The organism is Shewanella sp. SM73, from assembly GCF_025653795.1.
In the GTDB taxonomy this organism is placed as follows: Bacteria; Pseudomonadota; Gammaproteobacteria; order Enterobacterales; family Shewanellaceae; genus Shewanella; species Shewanella oncorhynchi.
In genome coordinates, this window is the sequence record NZ_JAKKRY010000002.1 from 117,799 (window position 1) to 137,533 (window position 19,735).

Here is a 19,735-nt window from a genome sequence, read left to right on the forward strand (position 1 = left end):
CTCGCTAAATGTGTTGCTGACATTAAGCAGTATTAGCGCCTAGGACTAGAAGGTCGTAGGAAAGATTGAATTAAATTGGAATGGTCATAGCATGGATGCCGTAAAGTTGAGGGAAGTCTATGACTTCCCTCTTGCATTACAGGCCTCAAATCCCTAGCATGTGCAGACTATTTCGTTGATGAGAATACAAAAGTGTTTAGACTCCTGACTCTGGTAGGAATGATCTTGCTGTCTTCCAACCTGCTGGCCGAAGGCCAATCCCGCTACATCTCGGATAACGTGTTTCTGTATCTTTTAGGTGGCCCTGGTACTGAGTTTCGAATTGTTGGATCAATTGAAGCGGGTCAACCTGTGACACTGCTCAACGAAACTCAAGGTGATTACTCCAAAATAATCGACCATAAAGGCCGTGAAGGTTGGGTACAAACCAACTTGATCAGTTCGACTCAAAGTTTCCGTGAGCAAGTCCCTACGTTAACAACTGAACTCGCACAGGCCAAAGCTAAGTTAGCAGAAGTATCAAGTTCAACAGATAATCATGCCGGCGAACTGCTCAAATTAAAGGCTAAACTAAGCGAGTTAGAAACCACCCTAGCTAAAACGACTCAAGAACGTGATCAACTGAAAAATGCGGTAGATCGCACAGCTCAAGACGAGCGTTTTGAACTTTGGCGCCAAGGTGGATTAATCGCAGGCATGGGCTTAATCCTAGGCATTATTTTAGTGTATTTACCTAGACCACAACGTCGTAATAAAAAACGTTGGATGTGAGTCTGACACACAAAAAGTCTTAATTTACCTTCCAAAAGCCAGTGTTTTCAAACACTGGCTTTTTTGTCAATCAAGCGTTACATCGACTTATTAACAAGCTAATCAAACAAACTTCACAATCTTTCACGCTATAGTGTTGTCCGTCACATTTTGGTTGTATAATCTGCGCGCGCAAACCTTCATATTGTATACAAAATATCAAATGCGTTTGGCGCCTCCCAATTTGTTTCAACAATAGCGCCCCAATAACGGCCAAGATGGAAGCGATAACTATGTTCAAAGCGAGTGAAGTGCTGGCAGGCCGCTACGATTCTGCCAATCTCGACGAACTGTTCAAAGCAGTCAGCGACAACTACATTGTCGATGAAGAACAATACTTGTCAGAGCTGATCAAACTAGTTCCCTCAAGTGATGAAGCCATAGAGCGCGTCACTCGTCGTGCCCACGAACTGGTCAATAAGGTTCGTCAATTCGATAAAAAAGGTTTGATGGTCGGCATAGATGCCTTCCTGCAACAGTACAGCTTAGAAACACAGGAAGGCATTATCCTGATGTGTTTAGCCGAAGCTTTACTGCGAATTCCCGATGCGGCCACTGCCGATGCGCTGATTGAAGATAAGCTTTCAGGCGCTAAGTGGGATGAGCACATGAGCAAGAGTGACTCAGTACTGGTTAACGCATCGACCTGGGGCTTAATGCTCACAGGTAAAATCGTTAAACTCGATAAAAAACTCGATGGTACCCCAAGCAACTTGCTGAGCCGCTTAGTGAATCGTCTGGGTGAGCCTGTGATCCGTCAAGCCATGATGGCAGCAATGAAGATCATGGGTAAGCAGTTCGTGCTGGGTCGCAACATGAAAGAAGCCCTGAAAAACAGCGAAGACAAACGTAAGTTAGGTTATACCCATTCCTACGACATGCTGGGCGAAGCGGCGTTAACTCGCAAAGATGCCGAGAAATACTATACCGATTACGCCAATGCGATCACTGAGCTCGGTGCTCAAAGCTATAACGAAAATGAATCACCGCGCCCAACAATCTCCATCAAGCTATCGGCATTGCACCCACGTTACGAAGTGGCCAATGAAGACCGCGTCTTGACTGAACTGTACGACACAGTGATTCGCCTGATTAAGCTGGCACGTGGTTTAAATATCGGTATATCTATCGATGCTGAAGAAGTCGATCGCCTCGAGTTATCACTAAAACTGTTCCAAAAACTGTTTAATGCTGAAGCAACTAAAGGCTGGGGATTACTCGGCATAGTCGTACAAGCCTACTCTAAGCGTGCCCTGCCCGTACTGGTTTGGTTAACGCGTCTAGCGAAAGATCAAGGGGATGAAATCCCAGTTCGCTTAGTTAAAGGCGCCTATTGGGATAGCGAACTTAAGTGGGCGCAACAAGCTGGCGAAGCCGCTTATCCACTCTACACTCGCAAAGCCGGTACTGACGTTTCTTACCTCGCCTGCGCCCGTTACTTGTTATCGGATGCGACTCGCGGCGCTATCTACCCACAATTTGCTAGCCACAATGCGCAAACCGTGGCGGCAATTTCCGATATGGCGGGCGATCGTAACCATGAGTTCCAACGCTTACACGGCATGGGACAAGAGCTGTACGACACGATTCTGGCTGAAGCCGGTGCTAAAGCGGTACGTATTTATGCCCCCATCGGTGCCCATAAAGATCTACTGCCCTACTTAGTTCGTCGCCTGCTGGAAAACGGCGCGAATACTTCGTTCGTCCACAAACTGGTGGATCCTAAAACCCCCATCGAGTCATTAGTGGTACATCCGCTAACAACACTGACGGGTTACAAAACCCTGGCTAACAACAGAATCGTTTTACCTGCCGATATTTTCGGTAGCGATCGCAAAAATTCCAAGGGACTCAATATGAACATCATTTCCGAATCTGAGCCATTTTTCGCGGCACTAGAACAGTTTAAAAATACCCAATGGCAAGCGGGCCCTCTGGTTAACGGTAAAACCTTAACTGGCGAACATAAAACGGTTGTTAGCCCATACGACACTACCCAAACCGTAGGTCAAGTCGCCTTCGCCGACAAAGCTGCAATCGAAGCAGCCGTCGCGTCTGCTGAAGCAGCATTTGCCTCTTGGGCACGCACACCAGTGGAAACCCGTGCATCTGCACTACAAAAATTGGCCGATTTATTAGAAGAAAACCGCGAAGAATTGATCGCCCTGTGTACCCGTGAAGCAGGCAAGAGCATTCAAGACGGTATCGACGAAGTACGTGAAGCCGTTGATTTCTGTCGTTACTACGCTGTACAAGCTAAGAAAATGATGGCGAAGCCTGAACTGCTTCCTGGCCCAACGGGAGAGCTGAACGAACTGTTCCTCCAAGGCCGCGGCGTATTCGTGTGTATCAGCCCATGGAACTTCCCATTGGCCATCTTCCTCGGTCAAGTCTCTGCGGCATTAGCGGCGGGTAACACTGTTATCGCGAAACCTGCGGAGCAAACCTCGATTATTGGTTATCGTGCAGTACAACTTGCTCACCAAGCAGGTATTCCTGTTGAGGTTCTGCAATTCCTACCCGGTACGGGTGCGACTGTGGGTAGCGCAATTACGGCCGATGAACGTATCGGCGGCGTATGCTTTACCGGTTCAACTGGCACAGCAAAACTGATTAACCGTACACTGGCCAACCGTGATGGCGCGATTATTCCGTTGATTGCCGAAACTGGCGGTCAAAATGCCATGGTAGTGGACTCAACCTCGCAACCTGAGCAAGTGGTTAACGATGTGGTTTCATCGTCATTCACCAGCGCAGGCCAACGCTGCTCCGCACTGCGCGTGCTCTTCCTCCAAGAAGACATCGCCGATCGCGTGATCGAAGTCCTGCAAGGCGCCATGGATGAATTGGTGATTGGCAACCCAAGTTCAATCAAAACCGACGTAGGCCCAGTGATTGACGCCACCGCCAAAGCTAACTTAGATGCCCACATCGACCATATCAAGCAAGTCGGTAAGCTTATCAAGCAAATGCCACTGCCCGCTGGTACTGAGAATGGTCACTTTGTGTCGCCAACCGCCGTTGAAATCGATTCAATTAAAGTGCTTGAGAAAGAACACTTTGGCCCAATCCTGCATGTGATCCGTTATAAAGCGGCAGATCTTGGCAAAGTGATCGATGAAATCAACAGCACAGGCTTTGGCTTAACCTTAGGTATCCATAGCCGTAACGAAGGCCATGCCCTTGAAGTTGCAGATAAAGTGAATGTCGGTAACGTCTACATCAACCGTAACCAAATCGGCGCTGTAGTGGGCGTACAACCTTTTGGCGGTCAAGGTCTGTCAGGCACAGGCCCTAAAGCCGGTGGCCCACACTACTTAACCCGTTTTGTGACTGAAAAGACTCGCACCAACAACATCACCGCCATTGGTGGTAATGCGACATTGTTATCACTGGGTGATAGCGAAGAATAAGTACACTGAACTTGCTTTAGAATATCGCTATGCATCTTTAGCCATCGCGATAACAATAAAAAAGCCAGACTGAGTCTGGCTTTTTTATTGGCTAATTTTTACCTCTCAAAGAGATTTCTTCACAACCCTCAGAATGAAATATCTATCCCTTAATATCGGGCTATTGCGAACGAGTTCAAATTTTTAATCGACTTGATTTTAAAGCACTTGTAGGGGATTGCACATCGTTGATAAAAGCCCTCATAATCACACTCTAATTAGACTTGATGATTTTTGATTTCTACTTTTGACTTTAAAATTAGGTGGCTATGACATTTTCGTTGTTAGATATTTCTGCATTGGTGTGGTTTATCGTTTCTTGGGCTGGCTACACCGCCTTTGCCCGTAGCAAGGCGAGAGATACAGACTGTATTGCCCGTGGTCTGCATAAGCATAGAATTTACTGGATGCTTGAGGTGATGACCCGCGGTGTGCGCGTGGGTGATGCGGCACTACTGGCAAACTTAGAACGCAATATTGCCTTTTTTGCATCGACCACGCTGTTTGTGCTTGCGGGTGTACTGACCTTATTTGCGCAAGTTGAACGACTAGAAAGTGTTATTGCGACGATTCCCTTTGCTACGCCACCGAATCATGCGCTGGTGCAAGTCAAGTTAGCTCTACTAGTCGGCATTTTTGTGATGGCCTTCTTCCAGTTTACTTGGTCAATGCGCCAATACGGCTTTGTGAACGTGATGATAGGCGCGGGTCCTCTGGACACCGATGGCTCAAATGACAATCTCAAAGCTTATGCAAGACAAATGGCGACAGTGCAAGATCAAGCGGCACACTCCTATAACTATGGTTTACGTGCCTATTACTTTTCAATGGCGGTATTGTGCTGGTTTGTACACCCTATACTCTTTATCTCGGCCAGCTTATTTGTGGTCGCAACCTTATATCGCCGCGAATTCAAGTCCCGTGCCGTTCTGGCGATCACGGCAGCGAAAGGCCATCTCCAAATAGAGAGCCAAGTGCGGGAAACCGCCCGCAACCACAAAATAGAATCATAGCCTTGGCGGTTTAGGCCGCTGGCGTCATCTTGATTGGAATTATTGTTCTATACTCTTTGGGTCGTGTTTCTATTGAATTACTGGGAGAGTGCCATGAGCGATAACTTATTAACCTTAGATGAAGTGTGCAAAATGCTAGATAAAACACCTGCGACCATCAAACGCTTCGCTCGGGAGAATTTACTCTCAAGTGTTCAAGATGGTGACGAATTAAAATTCCCCGAAGCGGAAGTTAAACGCTACCTCGCCTTTTCGCAACGCTTAGGCTAAAACGCATCAAGTAACTAACGGCAAATAAAACTGAATAATCAGTATGTAAGCCGTTTGAATTTGAATTTGTAAAGGTGGTTTGAATTGAAATGTGATACTCGAATTAAAGTACGCAGCTTAAGTTTAAGTCGTCGATAGCGAGTTAAAACAAACGGTGAATGCGATATGGACAGTGAAGCTCAAAGGGATTTGAACTTAGCCATAGCGGTTTGTTGCGAAGGATTGGTTAGGCAAAATCTAGCGGTGTAAACCATAAAACTTAAGCGATGAAACTTTAAGCTATTAAGCCTCAAGCTGTTAATCCAAAAGATTGAACCATTACTTATTATTTAAAGCCTGCTGCAACTGCCGATAGGATAACCACTCCCGCTGCACTTCACTTAGGCCTAAGTCAACGGCGAGTTGTTGCAATTGAACTTCATACTTAGGCAACAGGGTTTCATCATTGGTCATAATCGCGAGTTCAGCAAAATCCCCTAAACCTTCGATATGATCGATTGTTAGATGAAATTCACCCAGAAAATAGATACTGCGGCGCTTTTTAATTTCCAGTACGCATTCATAACCTAAGGTCTGCAGCATACTTTTTGCTTTTGTTGCTTCAGTGATATTAACGGCTTCACAGCGGTCTTTTTCTGGCCCTTTCACTATCCACAGCATTATCCCCGATGGCTGCATCTCACGGATACACAAGCTCTTGTGCTCACCTTTAAGTGACTGTGATGGCAGATCAAAGTAACAGTCATGCTCAAGGTTATCTTCGAGCATGACCTCGGGATTTCTCATTTGTAAGGCAGCGAAAAAAGCGTGGCGATCCAGTAAGTGGTATTTAAGCTCGACCTCAAACTTACCATTAAAATGGGCATTAATTTGTGGGGCTAATGCTTCCGGCATCGCAGGGTTCATAGATTCATATCCGCTTTTAATGGGTAAAATATATCGCTATTTATAATATTGAGCGCCAACGTCTTAATTCCAAAAGATTAAATCCAAAACCTTAAGCGAGTCTTTGGTACAAGGCCTGATACTCTGCACTGTCTTCAATTAAGCTCTGGTGAGTACCAGACGCAATAATCTTCCCCTGACCGAGTAAATGAATTTGATCCATCTTCGCCATAGCCGTTAAACGATGGCTAATCATCAGCAAGGTTTTATCCTGAGCAAATTCAAACAGTAAACTTAAAATTTCCCGCTCGGTGCGTTTATCTAGCCCTTCTGTTGGCTCATCGAGCAATAACAGCGGCGCATCACGCAGCAGCGCCCTAGCAACACCAATTCGGCGCTGCTCACCACCCGAAAGCTGACGTCCACCTTCACCAATCCACATATCCAGCGGCTTATCACCCGTGAGTAAAGCGCCAAGTCCAACCCGCTGTAACACATCAATCAAGCGTGCGTCGTGGGCCGTGCGTTTCTCGCCCTCGATAACAGGTAAGGCTAATACTAAGTTTTCCCGCAAAGTACCTGCAAACAAATAGATGCGTTGACTAATCACAGTAATCGCATCCCTAAGACCGCGCTCGCTGTACTCTGAAAGTGCATGACCATCGAGCTTGATGTGCCCTTGCTGCGCTTGCCATTCTCGGGTAATCAGCGTCAATAAGCTCGACTTACCGCAACCCGTTGGCCCAAGTAACGCGACTTTTTGCCCCGCTTTTATCTCAAGGGACAAACCTTGCAGCACGTTTTGATCGTCTCGATAACCAAAGTGGATATCTTCAATCTGTAATGCGCCAGATTTTGCCCTCAGGCCAGTATCGACAGCAAATTGAATATCGGCCTTTTGTTCGGTGATTTCATTAATTCGCGTTGCGGCCAATACGCAGCCTGACAAATGCTGAAACGCGCCCGCGATCGGCATCATCATCTCGACGCAGGCCATAGTCGCAAACACCATAAGTGCAAACATGGGCCCCGGCGGCACGGCATCACCCACACCTTGAGCGGCTAAATAAAGCATCATGATCAAGGCTGAGCCCGTGGAGAGGATCAACATGGCTTGGCTGAGAGCAGTGATATTGGCCATCGCGCTTTGGCTACGAAAAAGTGCAATTTCAGCATCATTCAGTTTCTGCCTGAATCTGTCGTTCGCGCCAAATAGGCTAAGTTCGGCTTGGCCTTGCAACATATCCAACAACTGCACCCGATAATGACGCTTGGTCTCGAGCATAGTTCGGCTTGGCGCGTGTCCAAGGCGATAAAATAGCAGTGGCATCACCAGCCAAACAGCGACTAAGAATAAGCAAAGACTCAGGGCAAGTTTGGCATCGAACCAAGCAAGAAACAGATACAAGAGCCCCGTCATCAGAAGGGATGCTGCCATAGGCGTGAGCAGTCGCAGGTAAAGGTGATCTAGGGTATCGATATCGGCAACCAAGCGATTGAGCATGTCGCCACGGCGTAGCCCCTGCAGATTTTTAGCACTTAGCGGCAAGAGTTTACGCCACGCCCAAACACGAAGTTCAGTCAGCAACTTAAAGGTCGCCTCATGGGTCGCTAAACGCTCGCCATAACGACTAGCGGTTCGGGCAATTGATAAGAAACGTACCCCGCCAGCGGGAGTGAAAAAGTTAAAGGACTGTGCCGTAACTATTGTCAAACCCGCGACCGCGGTAGCGGAAAGAAACCAGCCCGAAAGTGACAGTAAACCTATGCCAGCCATCAAAGTAATAATGGTCAGCAGCAAGCCCACGGACATCATTAGCCACTGGCGCGAGAACAATCGAATAAAGGGGATCAGCACTTTCATTGGGCATCTCCTTTAGTAGACTCGGCGGCAATGTCGAGTGGAGCGTCACTATCAAGCTGCGTCTCACTTGCGCTTGCCGATAACGGTACAAGTTCAATATCCGCCACGGACTCAACATTTTCACGCAGTAAAGTTTGGAATAAGCCGTGTGTGTTAGACAAAGTGGTAAAGTCGCCCCGCTGCACTATCAAGCCTTTATCGAGCACAAGAATAGTATCCATTTGATCTAACTGATCTAATCTGTGGGTCACCATAATGCACATCTTACCCGCCATGGCGCGATTCAGCGCAGAACTCACCGCCTGCTCACTCTGGCTATCTAAACTGGCTGTGGGTTCATCAAGAACAAACAAACTCGCCTGCTGCCCAAGCGCCCTTGCTAAAGCAATACGTTGAGCTTGGCCAACGGATAAACCGGAAGATTGCTCACCGACTGGGGCATCTAAACCCAATGTCTGCGCCTTAACAAAGTCGCTGATATTGGCCTCAGCCAGTAAGTGCCACAGCGTATCGTCGGGCAGAGTGGGGTCGGCTAAGGCAACGTTATCCCGCACTGTGCCGTGAAATAACTGCGGTTCCTGTCCAAGCCAAGCTAAATGCTGTCGCCAATGGGCTAAGTCTAATGCGGATAACTCATGGCCATTAATCAACAAATGGCCCTTGTAGGGTAAAAATCCCAATAAGGCGTTGAGTAAACTGGTTTTACCCGCGCCACTCGGGCCAACTAAAGCTAAGCGTTCACCCTCTTTTAACTCAAAACTCAGCGGGCCAAGTAAACGCGTGCCATCGATACTGAACACCTCAAGATTGTCGGCACTCAGCGTCTCTATGCTATTGATACGGACGTGGCCGGCAAATTCAGGTTCCGGATGTTCGAGCAAGGTAATCAAAGCTTCTGCCGCGCCTATAGCCTGCGCCTTAGCATGGTAATGAGTCCCCATGTCGCGCAGCGGTTGATAAAACTCAGGAGCTAAAATCAGAATAAATAGCCCAGTAAATAAGCTGAAAGGAATACCGCCCATGTCAGGATCTGTACTTGAACTAATATTGGCATGGACGCCATAATAGCCAAAATCCAAATGGCCTAAATAACTGAAACCAAAGTAAACCGCCAATACTGCAATCGATACCGCGGCAAAAAACTCTAAGACTGCTGAGCTTAAAAAGGCCATGCGTAGCACAGACATAGTGCGGCTACGAAACTCTTCTGAAGCACTCGCGATCACCTTAAGCTCGGCATCACCACGGTGAAAAAGTTTCAACGTGCTTAAGCCTTTTAATCTATCCATAAAATGGCCGCTCAATCTTGCAAGCGCACTGAAGTTTTTGCGATTAGCATCGGCAGCGCCCATGCCAACTAAGATCATAAACATAGGGATTAATGGCGCTGTGAGTAACAGGATTAAGCCTGCCGCCCAGTTAATCGGGAATACCGCCGCTAAAATGAGTACGGGAATAAAACCAGCAAGGCTGATTTGTGGGAGATATCTGGCATAAAAATCTTGTAAATCTTCGACTTGCTCTAAGACTATGCTGGCCCAACTCCCTGCGGGTTTACCTTTAATAAATGCCGGACCTAGCTTAGTCAACTTGTCCATCACTGCCGCGCGAATATGGCCACGTAGACGCTTACCCGCCTCAAAACTGGCGCGCTCACGCCCATAAGCCAGCAAGGCACGCAGTAACATCAAGGCAATTAACGCAATAAAATGAGGAATATAGGTATCAATACTCACGCTGGAACTGATCGTTTGGGCATTGTCAGTTAGCGGTATAACTTGCCCTATGATCACGCCATCCAGAATCGTCGCGATAATATAAGCCTGCGCCACCATAGCGACGGCGCTTATCATCCCAAGCCATAACGACAATTTAAGGAACAGGCCACAGGCTTTTTTCTGGGCTTTAAGCCAAACAAGAAGGGATTTTTCTAACGACTTATCCATGGTGCTCCAACAAGAAAACAATTAAGCGACTCGTAGCGGGGATCGACTATCGATAACAACTCAGTTTAAGGGGCTTGCAACAGCTAAAAAGTTCCGATAGGGACGCAGTATCGCAGGCATCTACAACAGATGAAACCCTATCACAGACTTTTGCTAGCGGACTCACAAAAACGAGCTAAAGATAAATAAATCTAGGAGTTAACGGAACTTTACCTAGTACTAGCCTGATTTTAAAAACTTAGGTAGCATGAAGCTCTTTGTATTAAATGTCCTCTATCTATGCCAAATAAAAATGCTGGTTTCACCCTGATTGAACTCGTTGTGGTTATTATTATTCTTGGCGTATTAGCCGTAGTAGCTGCACCTAAATTCATTAATTTACAATCAGATGCCTATAAGAGTCAGCTCTCAGGTGCACTGGCTTCGATGAAATCCGCCGTCACTTTATTCAAATCAAAGTCGGAAATTGCTCACAGCGGCACCACGAATAGAGTCGTTTACGACGAAATCCGTGGCGAAAACTATCAGCCTTGGGCTGCCAGCACCAGCGGTATAACGCCAAGTACGGCTTACACGACTCCGCCAGAAATTTTTAAAGCGACAGGGCTAAATGTGAATGAGTGGTCCTATCGAATTTACACCACCAACGGCACCTATGAAGTTATCGCCACACCAAAGCAAAAACTGAACCTTGCCACGCCCACAGAAGCGCAAGTCGAAGCGACAAATTGTTATATCGACTATAAATGGGAGACAACGGGCGTCCCCACTTATAAAAAAGTCGACACTGGTTGCTAGGCGACCTTAACGATAAAATATCTATAGAAAAACAGCGAGTTAACCTGATGTTATCTCGCTGTTTTATTTACGCCCTAAACTCATTTTGTTGTTAATGCTTACGTTTACAATTAAGCATTTTTAAAGAGTTCGCGCTTATTGCACTCCACCGTATTTCACTAGTACATGCCAGAGCAACTTAAGTTCATGGGCGACTTGCGCACGATTACCGCGCTCACGCCAATGCTGGGGGGAATGGTATAAATCCCGCGCCGCCACGCCTATGGCATGGGCATCAACTCTGTCTTCTATGGCAATCCGATTAGCCAGCGATGGCATAGTTGGCCCACGGAAATCACTGGGGATCTGCGCCGTATGCAGGCTAAAGCCACCATGATATTGCAGCTCAATATCATATTTATCGCAAATTTTACTTAAGCTTGCGCCAATATCAGTACCCTTAAAACTGGGATCCGCCACCAGCATGGCGATATCTTCATCGAGGGAAACATCGCCATGGATCTGCGCCTCTATATAATGGTCAAGATTATTCGATAGCGGCCGCTCGAAACGTGACAGCAAGGAAGCATTGAGCTGATGCCCCAAATAATGGATCACATTCAGCGGCTTAAAGTCGGATTTGCCTAAGGCATAGTGACGCTCAAAACTCTCAGTCAGCAGCGCCGCTAAAATATCATCGAAACATGACAGTGTGCCCTTCTCTTTCGGATTACGATACGAGTCGAGATAACTAAAGGTTGAGCGCGCCATCGCACTCGTATGAGTCAGAAAATAGCAGCTACCAAAGCGCGGGGCGGGACCGTCCTGCCACATCCCCAGATCGAGTGCACCGTATTTAGGCCGAGATTTAGTGCCCTTGTATACATCCCCAAAAAGCTGATTTTCCCAATGATCCCGTGGGCCACCTAACTCAGGTGACAACTGACCATTAGAAATATGGGTCTCAAACTGGCTGCGGTATTGACCATCGCGCAGTAAACCTTCGGCCACAGTCATACCACGGCTATCGATTCTATCGGGATGAAAATGCAGAGCAATTCGGCCACAGTTGAGCAATTGTTTAAGCGCGAGTTGCATCTCATGCATGGGGATATTTGACATCTGCTGCACATTTTTAATCACAGCGACGGCTTGTTCACTGCGTCCTCGTGCAAGGCGTTCAATATGCTGTATCGCTGTCATAATCCACCTATAAATGAGAGGCGTTTAACCGTTCCCACAATGCCTCATCCTAAAATAAACGTGAGATAAATCGCAAGCATGCAGAGAACTGCTCTTAAGCCACTCCATCTAAATAACTAAGTTAAACATGAATGACTCGGTTAAACATGAATGACTCAGTTAAACGTGACTGTGAAAACACTCAATAATTCTTTCGCTCGGTTCATTGTTAAAAATTCAGCAAATAACATCAATCACGAACTGAACAAATAGCTAAACCAATTGCGTCATTGATTAATTCTACTCCAATCGACTTTAGTTTATACCACTCTCATTATTGTAGCGTGATCTACCGCTAACTCATTCTAACTCTAGATAAAAAAATACCTATGACTTCAATTGATATGATGAAATAAGCCTAATAGTCATCTTGTTCCTTGAAATCAATTAACTTCCATAACCTCAAACTCTGCCATCTAAACTTGCGCCTAAAAGATAAGCGAGGCCGAGTGAAAGCCGCCGACAAGCGATTTATGTGCCAATATGAATGAAACCCAACCCAAAAACCTTTATTAGATGGCACTTAAAGCCCTGATCCTGTAAGCTGCACGCCCGCCAGCAGACCTGGCTATTGACCATAAATGCAGCACAGTGTTGCCACAAGAGACCAATCTATGAGTTTTACCTCCCTGGGCTTATCGGCCCCGATACTTAAAGCCGTTGCCGAACAAGGCTACGACACACCTTCGCCAATCCAAGCTCAAGCAATTCCCGCTGTGCTTCAAGGCAAAGATGTGATGGCGGCCGCCCAAACAGGAACAGGTAAAACAGCAGGTTTCACCCTACCTATGCTCGAACTCCTAAGTAAAGGTAACCGTGCCCAAGCAGGCCAAGTGCGCGCATTAGTGTTAACTCCGACACGCGAATTGGCAGCTCAGGTTGCAGAAAGTGTTGAAACCTATGGTAAGAATTTACCACTGCGCTCAGCGGTGATATTTGGTGGCGTGCCTATCAATCCACAAATCGCGAAATTGCGCCACGGTGTCGATGTATTAGTCGCGACGCCTGGTCGATTGATGGATCTATATAATCAAAAAGCGGTGAAATTCAGCCAGCTTGAGATCTTAGTGTTAGATGAAGCCGACCGCATGCTCGACATGGGCTTTATCCGCGACATCCGTAAGATTTTGGCCATTTTACCTAAGCAACGTCAAAACCTGATGTTTTCGGCCACCTTCTCCGATGAAATTCGTGAGCTGGCCAAAGGCCTAGTCAATGATCCAGTCGAAATTTCGGTCACGCCACGTAACGCAGCAGCGACCACAGTAAAACAATGGGTTTGCCCAGTTGATAAGAGCCAAAAATCGGCACTCTTGATCCAACTCATCAAGCAAAACGATTGGCAACAAGTGTTGGTATTCTCGCGCACTAAACATGGCGCTAACCGTCTGGCGAAAAGCCTTGAAGAGGCAGGTATCAAAGCCGCCGCTATCCACGGTAACAAGAGCCAAACCGCCCGTACTAAAGCCTTGGCCGACTTTAAAAATGGTCAAGCTCGCGTACTGGTTGCGACGGATATCGCTGCCCGTGGTTTGGACATAGACCAATTACCACAAGTGGTTAACTTCGACTTACCAAACGTGCCAGAAGATTATGTGCATCGTATCGGCCGTACTGGCCGCGCTGGCGCATCGGGTCAAGCCGTGTCACTGGTGAGCAACGAAGAAATCAAACTGCTGAACGATATCGAGCGTTTGATCAATCGCGTATTAGACCGAGAAATGGTTGAAGGCTTTAACCATGAATTGCCAGAATCACGTTTAGGTGGCGGTGGGAAAAGTAGCGGTAAATCAGTACCAAGCCGTAGAAATACCCGCAGCTCAAACCAACCTAGCTCACGCGATGGTGCCCCAAGAAGCGCCGAGCATAAAGACGGTCAACGCAGCGGTGACGTCGCGCGCGGTCACAAGCCAAACGACAAGAACCCAAGACACAGCGGCGAAGCCAGTAGCGCACCCCGTGCCGATGCCAAACCTCGTCCACCACGTTCAAACGATGGCCGAGCCAATAGCGCAGGCACTAGTCGTCCAACTGAAAGCCGTTCAGGTGCTGGCGAGAATCGTGGCCAAGCGGGTGAGAATCCTTACGCCAATGGCCCAAAGAAAAACACCCGTCGCCCAAATAATGGTGCGAGTCGTCCAAGACACTCACAGGATTAATGCAAAAGCTAAGCGAACTTGCTTAGCGATTTAGCCGTATTAAGTCCTAAACAGAAACGCCCAACTCCGTATGGAATTGGGCGTTTTTGTTTGTCTTAGTTTTTCTTTATCGATGCTTAGCTCGTTATCTACGCTTTGAACAATCACTGCCTTAAAAACAGCCTAAAACGGCAACCTAAGTTAATTCGCCTTTGTATCTGGCAACTGCTGCAGGACTTCATCCGTAAAATAGGGTTCATCTTCAACCCAAAAAATGTAGTCTAAGCCTAGGTAGTTTTGCGCAAAATCCAACAGCTCAGGCACAGTATTCTTTTTACCCGTTTTAGGATTAATCTGCCGCAAATTACCGTCTTGCACCGCCATACCTTTCACCAGTGTCGCTGGGTACTCTTTAATAAAGGCATAACTTTGTGCCATATGACTTTTACGGTAAGGCATCAGATCTGGGCCACCCACACCCATGTTGAGCGATTTGGCTTGCGCAAATAAGCCTCGCATATAGCCTTTGTCATTCCATGGCAGCCATTCGTCTGGCAAAAAGTTCAAATACACCATAGTGGTTGAATGCTGAAATGACTCAGCTAATACCTGCATATTCTCGCCAATCGCATCGATATAGGCTTTAGGATTAAAATCACTGGGGAAGGTAGTCGTTCCATCGGCGTTTTCAGTCCCCACATCAATTGAGCTTTCACTAAAGTTAATGCCCGCAATTTTCCCATCAAACTCTTGGCCTAGCTGGCGCACCAATTGCTGATAACGCGCACGCACTGAGGGCTCCCACATTTTGGCTGACCAGCCATACTCATCATCCGTCACCGGTTTATTGGGATCACGCTCTGGTGCACTCAACATGCTTTGCTTCAACACACCGCCTTGATAAATCGGATCATCGAGCAAATAACGCGGCACATTGACTCTGGGCGTAAAGGATTTCTCTTGCAGCTGGATCCACAATTTTTTGCCTATCGAATCGAGATACGCAATATCGGCCCTAATCGCGCTGAAATCATATTCGCCCTGCTTAGGCTCTAAACAGCGCCAAGTATAAACAATCTGCGCACCGCCAAAACGGGGATCGCGCAGCGCCTTGTCGGCACGAATGTTTTCTCCGTTAGCCTCACGATGGTTAATGTAGATGAAGTGCTGTAACGGTTGCGGCTCTGGCTGAATTGATGCAGCGCTCGCTGCGCTTAAAAAGATGCTTAGTAAAATAGTCCATCGAAACATAAATACTCCAAACCAATGCACGCCTTATCACCTGACAAAGCCGTTTATCTGCTCATTTATTTTTTACTCAGAATCACTTCTAACACAGGCAAGCTGAGGGGCATATCAATTAAGCAGACAAATACAAAGTGTTACTTAATCGCCCAATAAGATTCGAGGTGAAGTAGACACGAAGGTGTAGTGACTACAGCTATAAAACCCAACAAAAAAGGGAATAAACCTGAGTTTATTCCCTTTAAAAATAGAGCGAATTAAATCGAGGTACGATTCAACTCAAGCTAGGCCAAACTTACTTCATTGGCCAAGCGCGGTAAGATTTCCCTTTAATGCGGCCGCCAGTAATTTTGTTCAGTGCTTTTTTGGCAACCTTACGATTAACGGCTACATAGGCGCGGTAATCGGTCACTTGGATTTTACCCACCTGTGAGCCTTCGATACCATTTTCGCCCGTCAGCGCGCCTAAGATATCCCCTGGACGCAGTTTCTCCTTCTTACCGCCATCGATCTGCAAAGTGATCATGGTTGGGGCTGCAGGCCTGTTGCCGAGCAGACTTTCTGATGGCAGTGATTCGCTGGTAATTTCGCGCTCTAAATACTCTTCTAACAAGGCAATTTTGTAACCGTCTTGGTCGTTATAGAAGGTATAAGCGGCGCCTTTACTGCCCGCACGGCCAGTACGACCGATGCGGTGAATGTGCACTTCGGTGTCATAGGCGACGTGATAGTTAAACACGGCATCCAGTGCATCGATATCTAAACCACGGGCGGCAACGTCGGTCGCCACTAAGACACAGGCACTCTTATTAGCAAATTGCAGCAGGGTTTCGTCCCTGTCTCTTTGCTCTAAATCGCCGTGCAAAGCCAATACGCTAAAGCCTAAGACTTCAAGCTCATCGGCCACTTTTTGGGTTTCGCGTTTTGTATTACAAAACACCACTGCGCTTTCAGGCTTATGTTCTAACAACAATAATTGCAGCGCTTGCATACGCGCCTTGTCATCGTCTAAGTGATAAAAATGCTGGGCGATGCTTAAGCTGTCGTGATTACCTTCAACTTTAACCATGCTTGGATCATACATGATTTGCTTGGCAATTGATTGAATTTGCTCAGGGAACGTCGCGCTGAATAGCAACGTCTGACGCTCGCGCGGGGCTTGTTCGATAATCGCATCGAGGGCGGGTTGGAAGCCCATTTCTAACATGCGATCGGCTTCATCGAGCACTAACATGTTGAGATTGCTTAAATCTAAGCGATTGCGATCTAAGTGATCGACGATACGACCCGGCGTACCCACAATAATGTGTGCACCGTGCTCCAGCGAGCCAACCTGTGGTCCCATAGGTACACCGCCGCAAAGTGTCAGTACTTTAACGTTATGAATACCACGGGCAAGGGTGCGGATTTCCTGCGCCACTTGGTCGGCCAACTCGCGGGTTGGGCATAACACTAAGGTTTGAATGCGAAAGCGTTTAACGTCTAACTTGTTCAGTAACCCTAAGCCAAAGGCGGCCGTTTTACCCGAGCCAGTTTTACCCTGACCTATCACATCCTGCCCCGCTAAAATGGGTGGCAAACTTTGCGCCTGAATTGGCGTCATCTCGTTGTAGCCCATAGAAGAAAGGTTCTCAAGCAGTTCGGGTTTTAGCTTAAGAGTCGAAAAAGCCATTGATGGATTAGGCTTAGTATCAGAGTTGCTCAAGGTGAATATCCTGTGGTGGGTAACGAAGCGGCTGCTAGGTTACTGAAATTGCGTTACTTATCGATTTAACTGGTCTATCAAGATTCAGGTTAGCTTTGGGCTAGCTTGAGTTTAGATTTAAGCGCTAGGCTCGCTCAACCCAAAAGCACGGCTATTGTAGCAACAAAGCGCAGCTTTTGCCTCAAGTCCTTAAGCAATAGACATAGCAGGCGTAAACAGCAACAAAAAAGCCCTGCAGGAATACAGGGCTTAGGCTTGGATTTAGAATTAGCTCAGTGCGGCAGATTTAACAAATTACGCGATCTGGCCGAAACGCCCTTCTTGGTAATCGCGAATCGCCTGCTGAATCTCCGCTTGGGTGTTCATCACAAAGGGACCCATCTGGACGATTTTTTCACGGATAGGTTTACCCGCAAACAGTAGCATCCCAGCGCCGCGCTCATCGGCTTTAAACTTAAGCACACTTTGGCTATCGAGCACTAAAAACTCGCCCTGATGATGTTGATTGGAAGCAGATGACCAGTGTGAGTCTTCACCCTTGCTTGAATCGCTTTTATATAAGTCACCTTGGTACAAATACAAGGCGACAAACTCATGTTGAGACAAATCGAGCGTGGCCTCAGCATTTGGCGATAGACTTAAATCAGCAATGGCTGCTTCGCCCGCTAATCCTTTAATAGCTGCACTAATAAGCGGTTGATCTTTAAAGCCCCAATCACCCGCTAAGGCTTTTAAGCTAGCGCCCGTGTTATTGGTCACTTCAACGCTCGCGCTACCCGCAGTATCTTGATACTTAGCTGGACGCAGCTTGTCTTTGGCGGGCATATTGACCCAAATTTGAAATCCATGCAGACCATCAACAGCATCGGCCAGCGGCATTTCAGAGTGCACTACCCCGAACCCGGTACTCATCCACTGCACATCGCCGGCACGAATCGCCTTCACATTACCCATTTGGTCGCGATGCTCAAAACCGCCCTTACGAATATAAGTGAACGTCTCCATCCCGCGATGGGGATGTGCGGGGAAGCCGCCAATAAAATCTTGTTCATCATCGGATTTTATTTCGTCGATCATCAAGAAAGGATCAAATTTAGTCGTCACAAAATCGGCGACACGGCGAATATTGACCCCATCGCCATCCATCGCGGCTTTGGCGGAAAACTGACTTAATACTTTCATTGCTGCTCTCCTATCGGTTGAGCAAAGCGGTGCGTGAAGTGCCAAGATCATACGGCTAACTCAAGACGCAAACGCTTTGCTGATGGAGGCAGAATAACAAGGAAATTTACAAAAGAATAACGCGAAATCACGGCCTAAACATTCGAAAAAATAGAACGGTATGCAGGAAGGAGCGAGTAACCTAGTGTTCTAACTGGATAATAAAATAGTGGTTTAGTTGCCAAATCTTGCACTTCGGATTTGAACTCGTGGCGATCAAAAATAGCGTTAATAAAAAAATTTTAATTATTATGGTACATAAAAATCAAACCTTAAATCTGAATTAAATTACTTCCATTCATTAAAAATGTATTTCCGCACACTGTATACAAATACAACCAACACAAAAAAATACTATAAAAATCTAATTTAGTTCATTTAGAAACAATGAGGATTTAACAATAATTACTGCTTACCAAGTAAAATACATAGTGAATTACTGAAGTCTAAGAAGAAATAATAAATTATTACATTTGTTTCAATATAAGCTTACTGACATCTGCCCACTTATCGGGAGACCATACGAAATAAATAAAAACCAAAACGTTTACAATTAGCAACCAAATCTGTTACTTTTAGCGTTCATGGATTAATGTGATTACAGGAAGTACAATGAAACGCTTATTTATACTTTTAGCTTTACTCATTTCCACTACAGCATCTAGCGCAGATGAAACCCATGGTTTCTCTGCAGGCTTGGGTTTAGGCTCAACAGAAGACTATGGGGGGATTACCCATTATGACTTTGCCTATCGCTATCAATTCACCCCAGATTGGGGAGTTGAAGTAGGTTACACACCATTTCAAAGTGAGCCTTTTACTGCAGCAATACATGGTGTTTTTGACGATTACGTGTTGGAGAACTCTTATTCCTCTCGGCTTGCTGGCACATATACATACCAAATATCAGCAAGACATAATGCGATATTTAAGGCCGGATTATCTCAATCTAAAGCTAATTATCAATTGAATGACTACGGAAATAGTAGTGATGATGTTATAACTATAGAGGAGTATTCAGACGATGGCTATGGCTTATATGCCGCATTAGGTTGGCGTTGTCGTTTTTATAATGGCTTCGAAATTATGACAACATTAGCCTACCAGGATTCTGGAGTATTTGAAATGACGAGCTTCACTGTAGGAATAGGCTACAGTTTCTAAAGC

The 19,735-nt window shown here is 46.5% G+C and carries 14 protein-coding genes; 7 read left to right on the top strand and 7 right to left on the bottom strand.

Annotated elements, in window-relative coordinates:
- Positions 1–219 precede the first annotated feature (219 nt).
- The 4 genes from L5M51_RS03730 to L5M51_RS03745 all read left to right on the top strand — a co-directional run bounded on the left by L5M51_RS03730 (position 220) and on the right by L5M51_RS03745 (position 5,545).
- Entirely contained in the window at positions 220–771 is a 552-nt protein-coding gene (locus tag L5M51_RS03730) for a TIGR04211 family SH3 domain-containing protein (protein ID WP_263171897.1), read from the top strand.
- Positions 772–1,028: 257 nt separating this feature from the next.
- On the top strand, positions 1,029–4,223 hold the full coding sequence (gene putA, locus L5M51_RS03735; RefSeq protein ID WP_263142682.1) for a bifunctional proline dehydrogenase/L-glutamate gamma-semialdehyde dehydrogenase PutA: 3,195 nt from the start codon (positions 1,029–1,031) through the stop codon (positions 4,221–4,223).
- Between the two features lie 308 nt (positions 4,224–4,531).
- Positions 4,532–5,275 carry a DUF599 domain-containing protein gene (locus tag L5M51_RS03740; protein WP_131524297.1) on the top strand — a complete coding sequence of 248 codons (744 nt, stop codon included), beginning with the start codon at positions 4,532–4,534 and terminating at the stop codon, positions 5,273–5,275.
- 93 nt (positions 5,276–5,368) lie between these two features.
- Positions 5,369–5,545 carry a helix-turn-helix domain-containing protein gene (locus L5M51_RS03745; RefSeq protein ID WP_006082937.1) on the top strand — a complete coding sequence of 59 codons (177 nt, stop codon included), beginning with the start codon at positions 5,369–5,371 and terminating at the stop codon, positions 5,543–5,545.
- A 318-nt stretch (positions 5,546–5,863) separates the two neighbouring features.
- Here L5M51_RS03745 and cyaB read toward each other — a convergent pair whose 3' ends face one another.
- The 3 genes from cyaB to cydD all read right to left on the bottom strand — a co-directional run bounded on the left by cyaB (position 5,864) and on the right by cydD (position 10,240).
- A complete protein-coding gene (cyaB, locus tag L5M51_RS03750) occupies positions 5,864–6,451 on the bottom strand; it encodes a class IV adenylate cyclase (RefSeq protein ID WP_168822542.1) in 588 nt (195 codons plus the stop codon).
- Between the two features lie 91 nt (positions 6,452–6,542).
- A complete protein-coding gene (cydC, locus tag L5M51_RS03755; protein ID WP_168822540.1) occupies positions 6,543–8,294 on the bottom strand; it encodes a heme ABC transporter ATP-binding protein/permease CydC in 1,752 nt (583 codons plus the stop codon).
- Complete coding sequence (gene cydD / locus L5M51_RS03760; protein ID WP_263171661.1) at positions 8,291–10,240, bottom strand: heme ABC transporter permease/ATP-binding protein CydD; 1,950 nt, start codon at positions 10,238–10,240, stop codon at positions 8,291–8,293. The genes cydC and cydD overlap by 4 nt, the downstream gene beginning before the upstream one ends.
- A gap of 279 nt (positions 10,241–10,519) precedes the next feature.
- Between cydD and L5M51_RS03765 the strand changes: the two genes are divergently transcribed.
- On the top strand, positions 10,520–11,038 hold the full coding sequence (locus tag L5M51_RS03765) for a type II secretion system protein (protein ID WP_263171664.1): 519 nt from the start codon (positions 10,520–10,522) through the stop codon (positions 11,036–11,038).
- A 135-nt stretch (positions 11,039–11,173) separates the two neighbouring features.
- On the opposite strand, the gene L5M51_RS03770 is transcribed toward L5M51_RS03765, so the two are convergent.
- Entirely contained in the window at positions 11,174–12,220 is a 1,047-nt protein-coding gene (locus L5M51_RS03770) for a DUF3626 domain-containing protein (protein ID WP_173496758.1), read from the bottom strand.
- A 653-nt stretch (positions 12,221–12,873) separates the two neighbouring features.
- On the opposite strand from L5M51_RS03770, the gene L5M51_RS03775 reads away from it, so the two are divergent.
- Positions 12,874–14,418, top strand: a complete 1,545-nt coding sequence (locus L5M51_RS03775) for a DEAD/DEAH box helicase (RefSeq protein WP_113939041.1) — start codon at positions 12,874–12,876, stop codon at positions 14,416–14,418.
- A gap of 180 nt (positions 14,419–14,598) precedes the next feature.
- Here the strand turns inward: L5M51_RS03775 and L5M51_RS03780 are convergent, their stop codons facing one another.
- The 3 genes from L5M51_RS03780 to L5M51_RS03790 all read right to left on the bottom strand — a co-directional run bounded on the left by L5M51_RS03780 (position 14,599) and on the right by L5M51_RS03790 (position 18,529).
- Positions 14,599–15,648: a hypothetical protein gene (locus L5M51_RS03780; RefSeq protein ID WP_263171667.1), complete on the bottom strand. Its 1,050-nt coding sequence runs from the start codon at positions 15,646–15,648 to the stop codon at positions 14,599–14,601.
- A gap of 289 nt (positions 15,649–15,937) precedes the next feature.
- Positions 15,938–17,314 carry an ATP-dependent RNA helicase DbpA gene (gene dbpA, locus L5M51_RS03785; RefSeq protein ID WP_113939253.1) on the bottom strand — a complete coding sequence of 459 codons (1,377 nt, stop codon included), beginning with the start codon at positions 17,312–17,314 and terminating at the stop codon, positions 15,938–15,940.
- Between the two features lie 327 nt (positions 17,315–17,641).
- Positions 17,642–18,529 carry a pirin family protein gene (locus tag L5M51_RS03790; protein WP_113939042.1) on the bottom strand — a complete coding sequence of 296 codons (888 nt, stop codon included), beginning with the start codon at positions 18,527–18,529 and terminating at the stop codon, positions 17,642–17,644.
- Between the two features lie 651 nt (positions 18,530–19,180).
- Between L5M51_RS03790 and L5M51_RS03795 the strand changes: the two genes are divergently transcribed.
- Positions 19,181–19,732 carry an outer membrane beta-barrel protein gene (locus L5M51_RS03795; protein WP_173242900.1) on the top strand — a complete coding sequence of 184 codons (552 nt, stop codon included), beginning with the start codon at positions 19,181–19,183 and terminating at the stop codon, positions 19,730–19,732.
- Positions 19,733–19,735: the final 3 nt, after the last annotated feature.

Bases quoted from the DNA above. Each gene is read 5' to 3' on its own strand.
- L5M51_RS03730 (WP_263171897.1), top strand. From the start codon at position 220: ATGATCTTGCTGTCTTCCAACCTGCTGGCCGAAGGCCAATCCCGCTAC.
- putA (WP_263142682.1), top strand. From the start codon at position 1,029: ATGGAAGCGATAACTATGTTCAAAGCGAGTGAAGTGCTGGCAGGCCGC.
- L5M51_RS03740 (WP_131524297.1), top strand. From the start codon at position 4,532: ATGACATTTTCGTTGTTAGATATTTCTGCATTGGTGTGGTTTATCGTT.
- L5M51_RS03745 (WP_006082937.1), top strand. From the start codon at position 5,369: ATGAGCGATAACTTATTAACCTTAGATGAAGTGTGCAAAATGCTAGAT.
- cyaB (WP_168822542.1), bottom strand. From the start codon at position 6,451: ATGAACCCTGCGATGCCGGAAGCATTAGCCCCACAAATTAATGCCCAT.
- cydC (WP_168822540.1), bottom strand. From the start codon at position 8,294: ATGAAAGTGCTGATCCCCTTTATTCGATTGTTCTCGCGCCAGTGGCTA.
- cydD (WP_263171661.1), bottom strand. From the start codon at position 10,240: ATGGATAAGTCGTTAGAAAAATCCCTTCTTGTTTGGCTTAAAGCCCAG.
- L5M51_RS03765 (WP_263171664.1), top strand. From the start codon at position 10,520: ATGCCAAATAAAAATGCTGGTTTCACCCTGATTGAACTCGTTGTGGTT.
- L5M51_RS03770 (WP_173496758.1), bottom strand. From the start codon at position 12,220: ATGACAGCGATACAGCATATTGAACGCCTTGCACGAGGACGCAGTGAA.
- L5M51_RS03775 (WP_113939041.1), top strand. From the start codon at position 12,874: ATGAGTTTTACCTCCCTGGGCTTATCGGCCCCGATACTTAAAGCCGTT.
- L5M51_RS03780 (WP_263171667.1), bottom strand. From the start codon at position 15,648: ATGTTTCGATGGACTATTTTACTAAGCATCTTTTTAAGCGCAGCGAGC.
- dbpA (WP_113939253.1), bottom strand. From the start codon at position 17,314: ATGGCTTTTTCGACTCTTAAGCTAAAACCCGAACTGCTTGAGAACCTT.
- L5M51_RS03790 (WP_113939042.1), bottom strand. From the start codon at position 18,529: ATGAAAGTATTAAGTCAGTTTTCCGCCAAAGCCGCGATGGATGGCGAT.
- L5M51_RS03795 (WP_173242900.1), top strand. From the start codon at position 19,181: ATGAAACGCTTATTTATACTTTTAGCTTTACTCATTTCCACTACAGCA.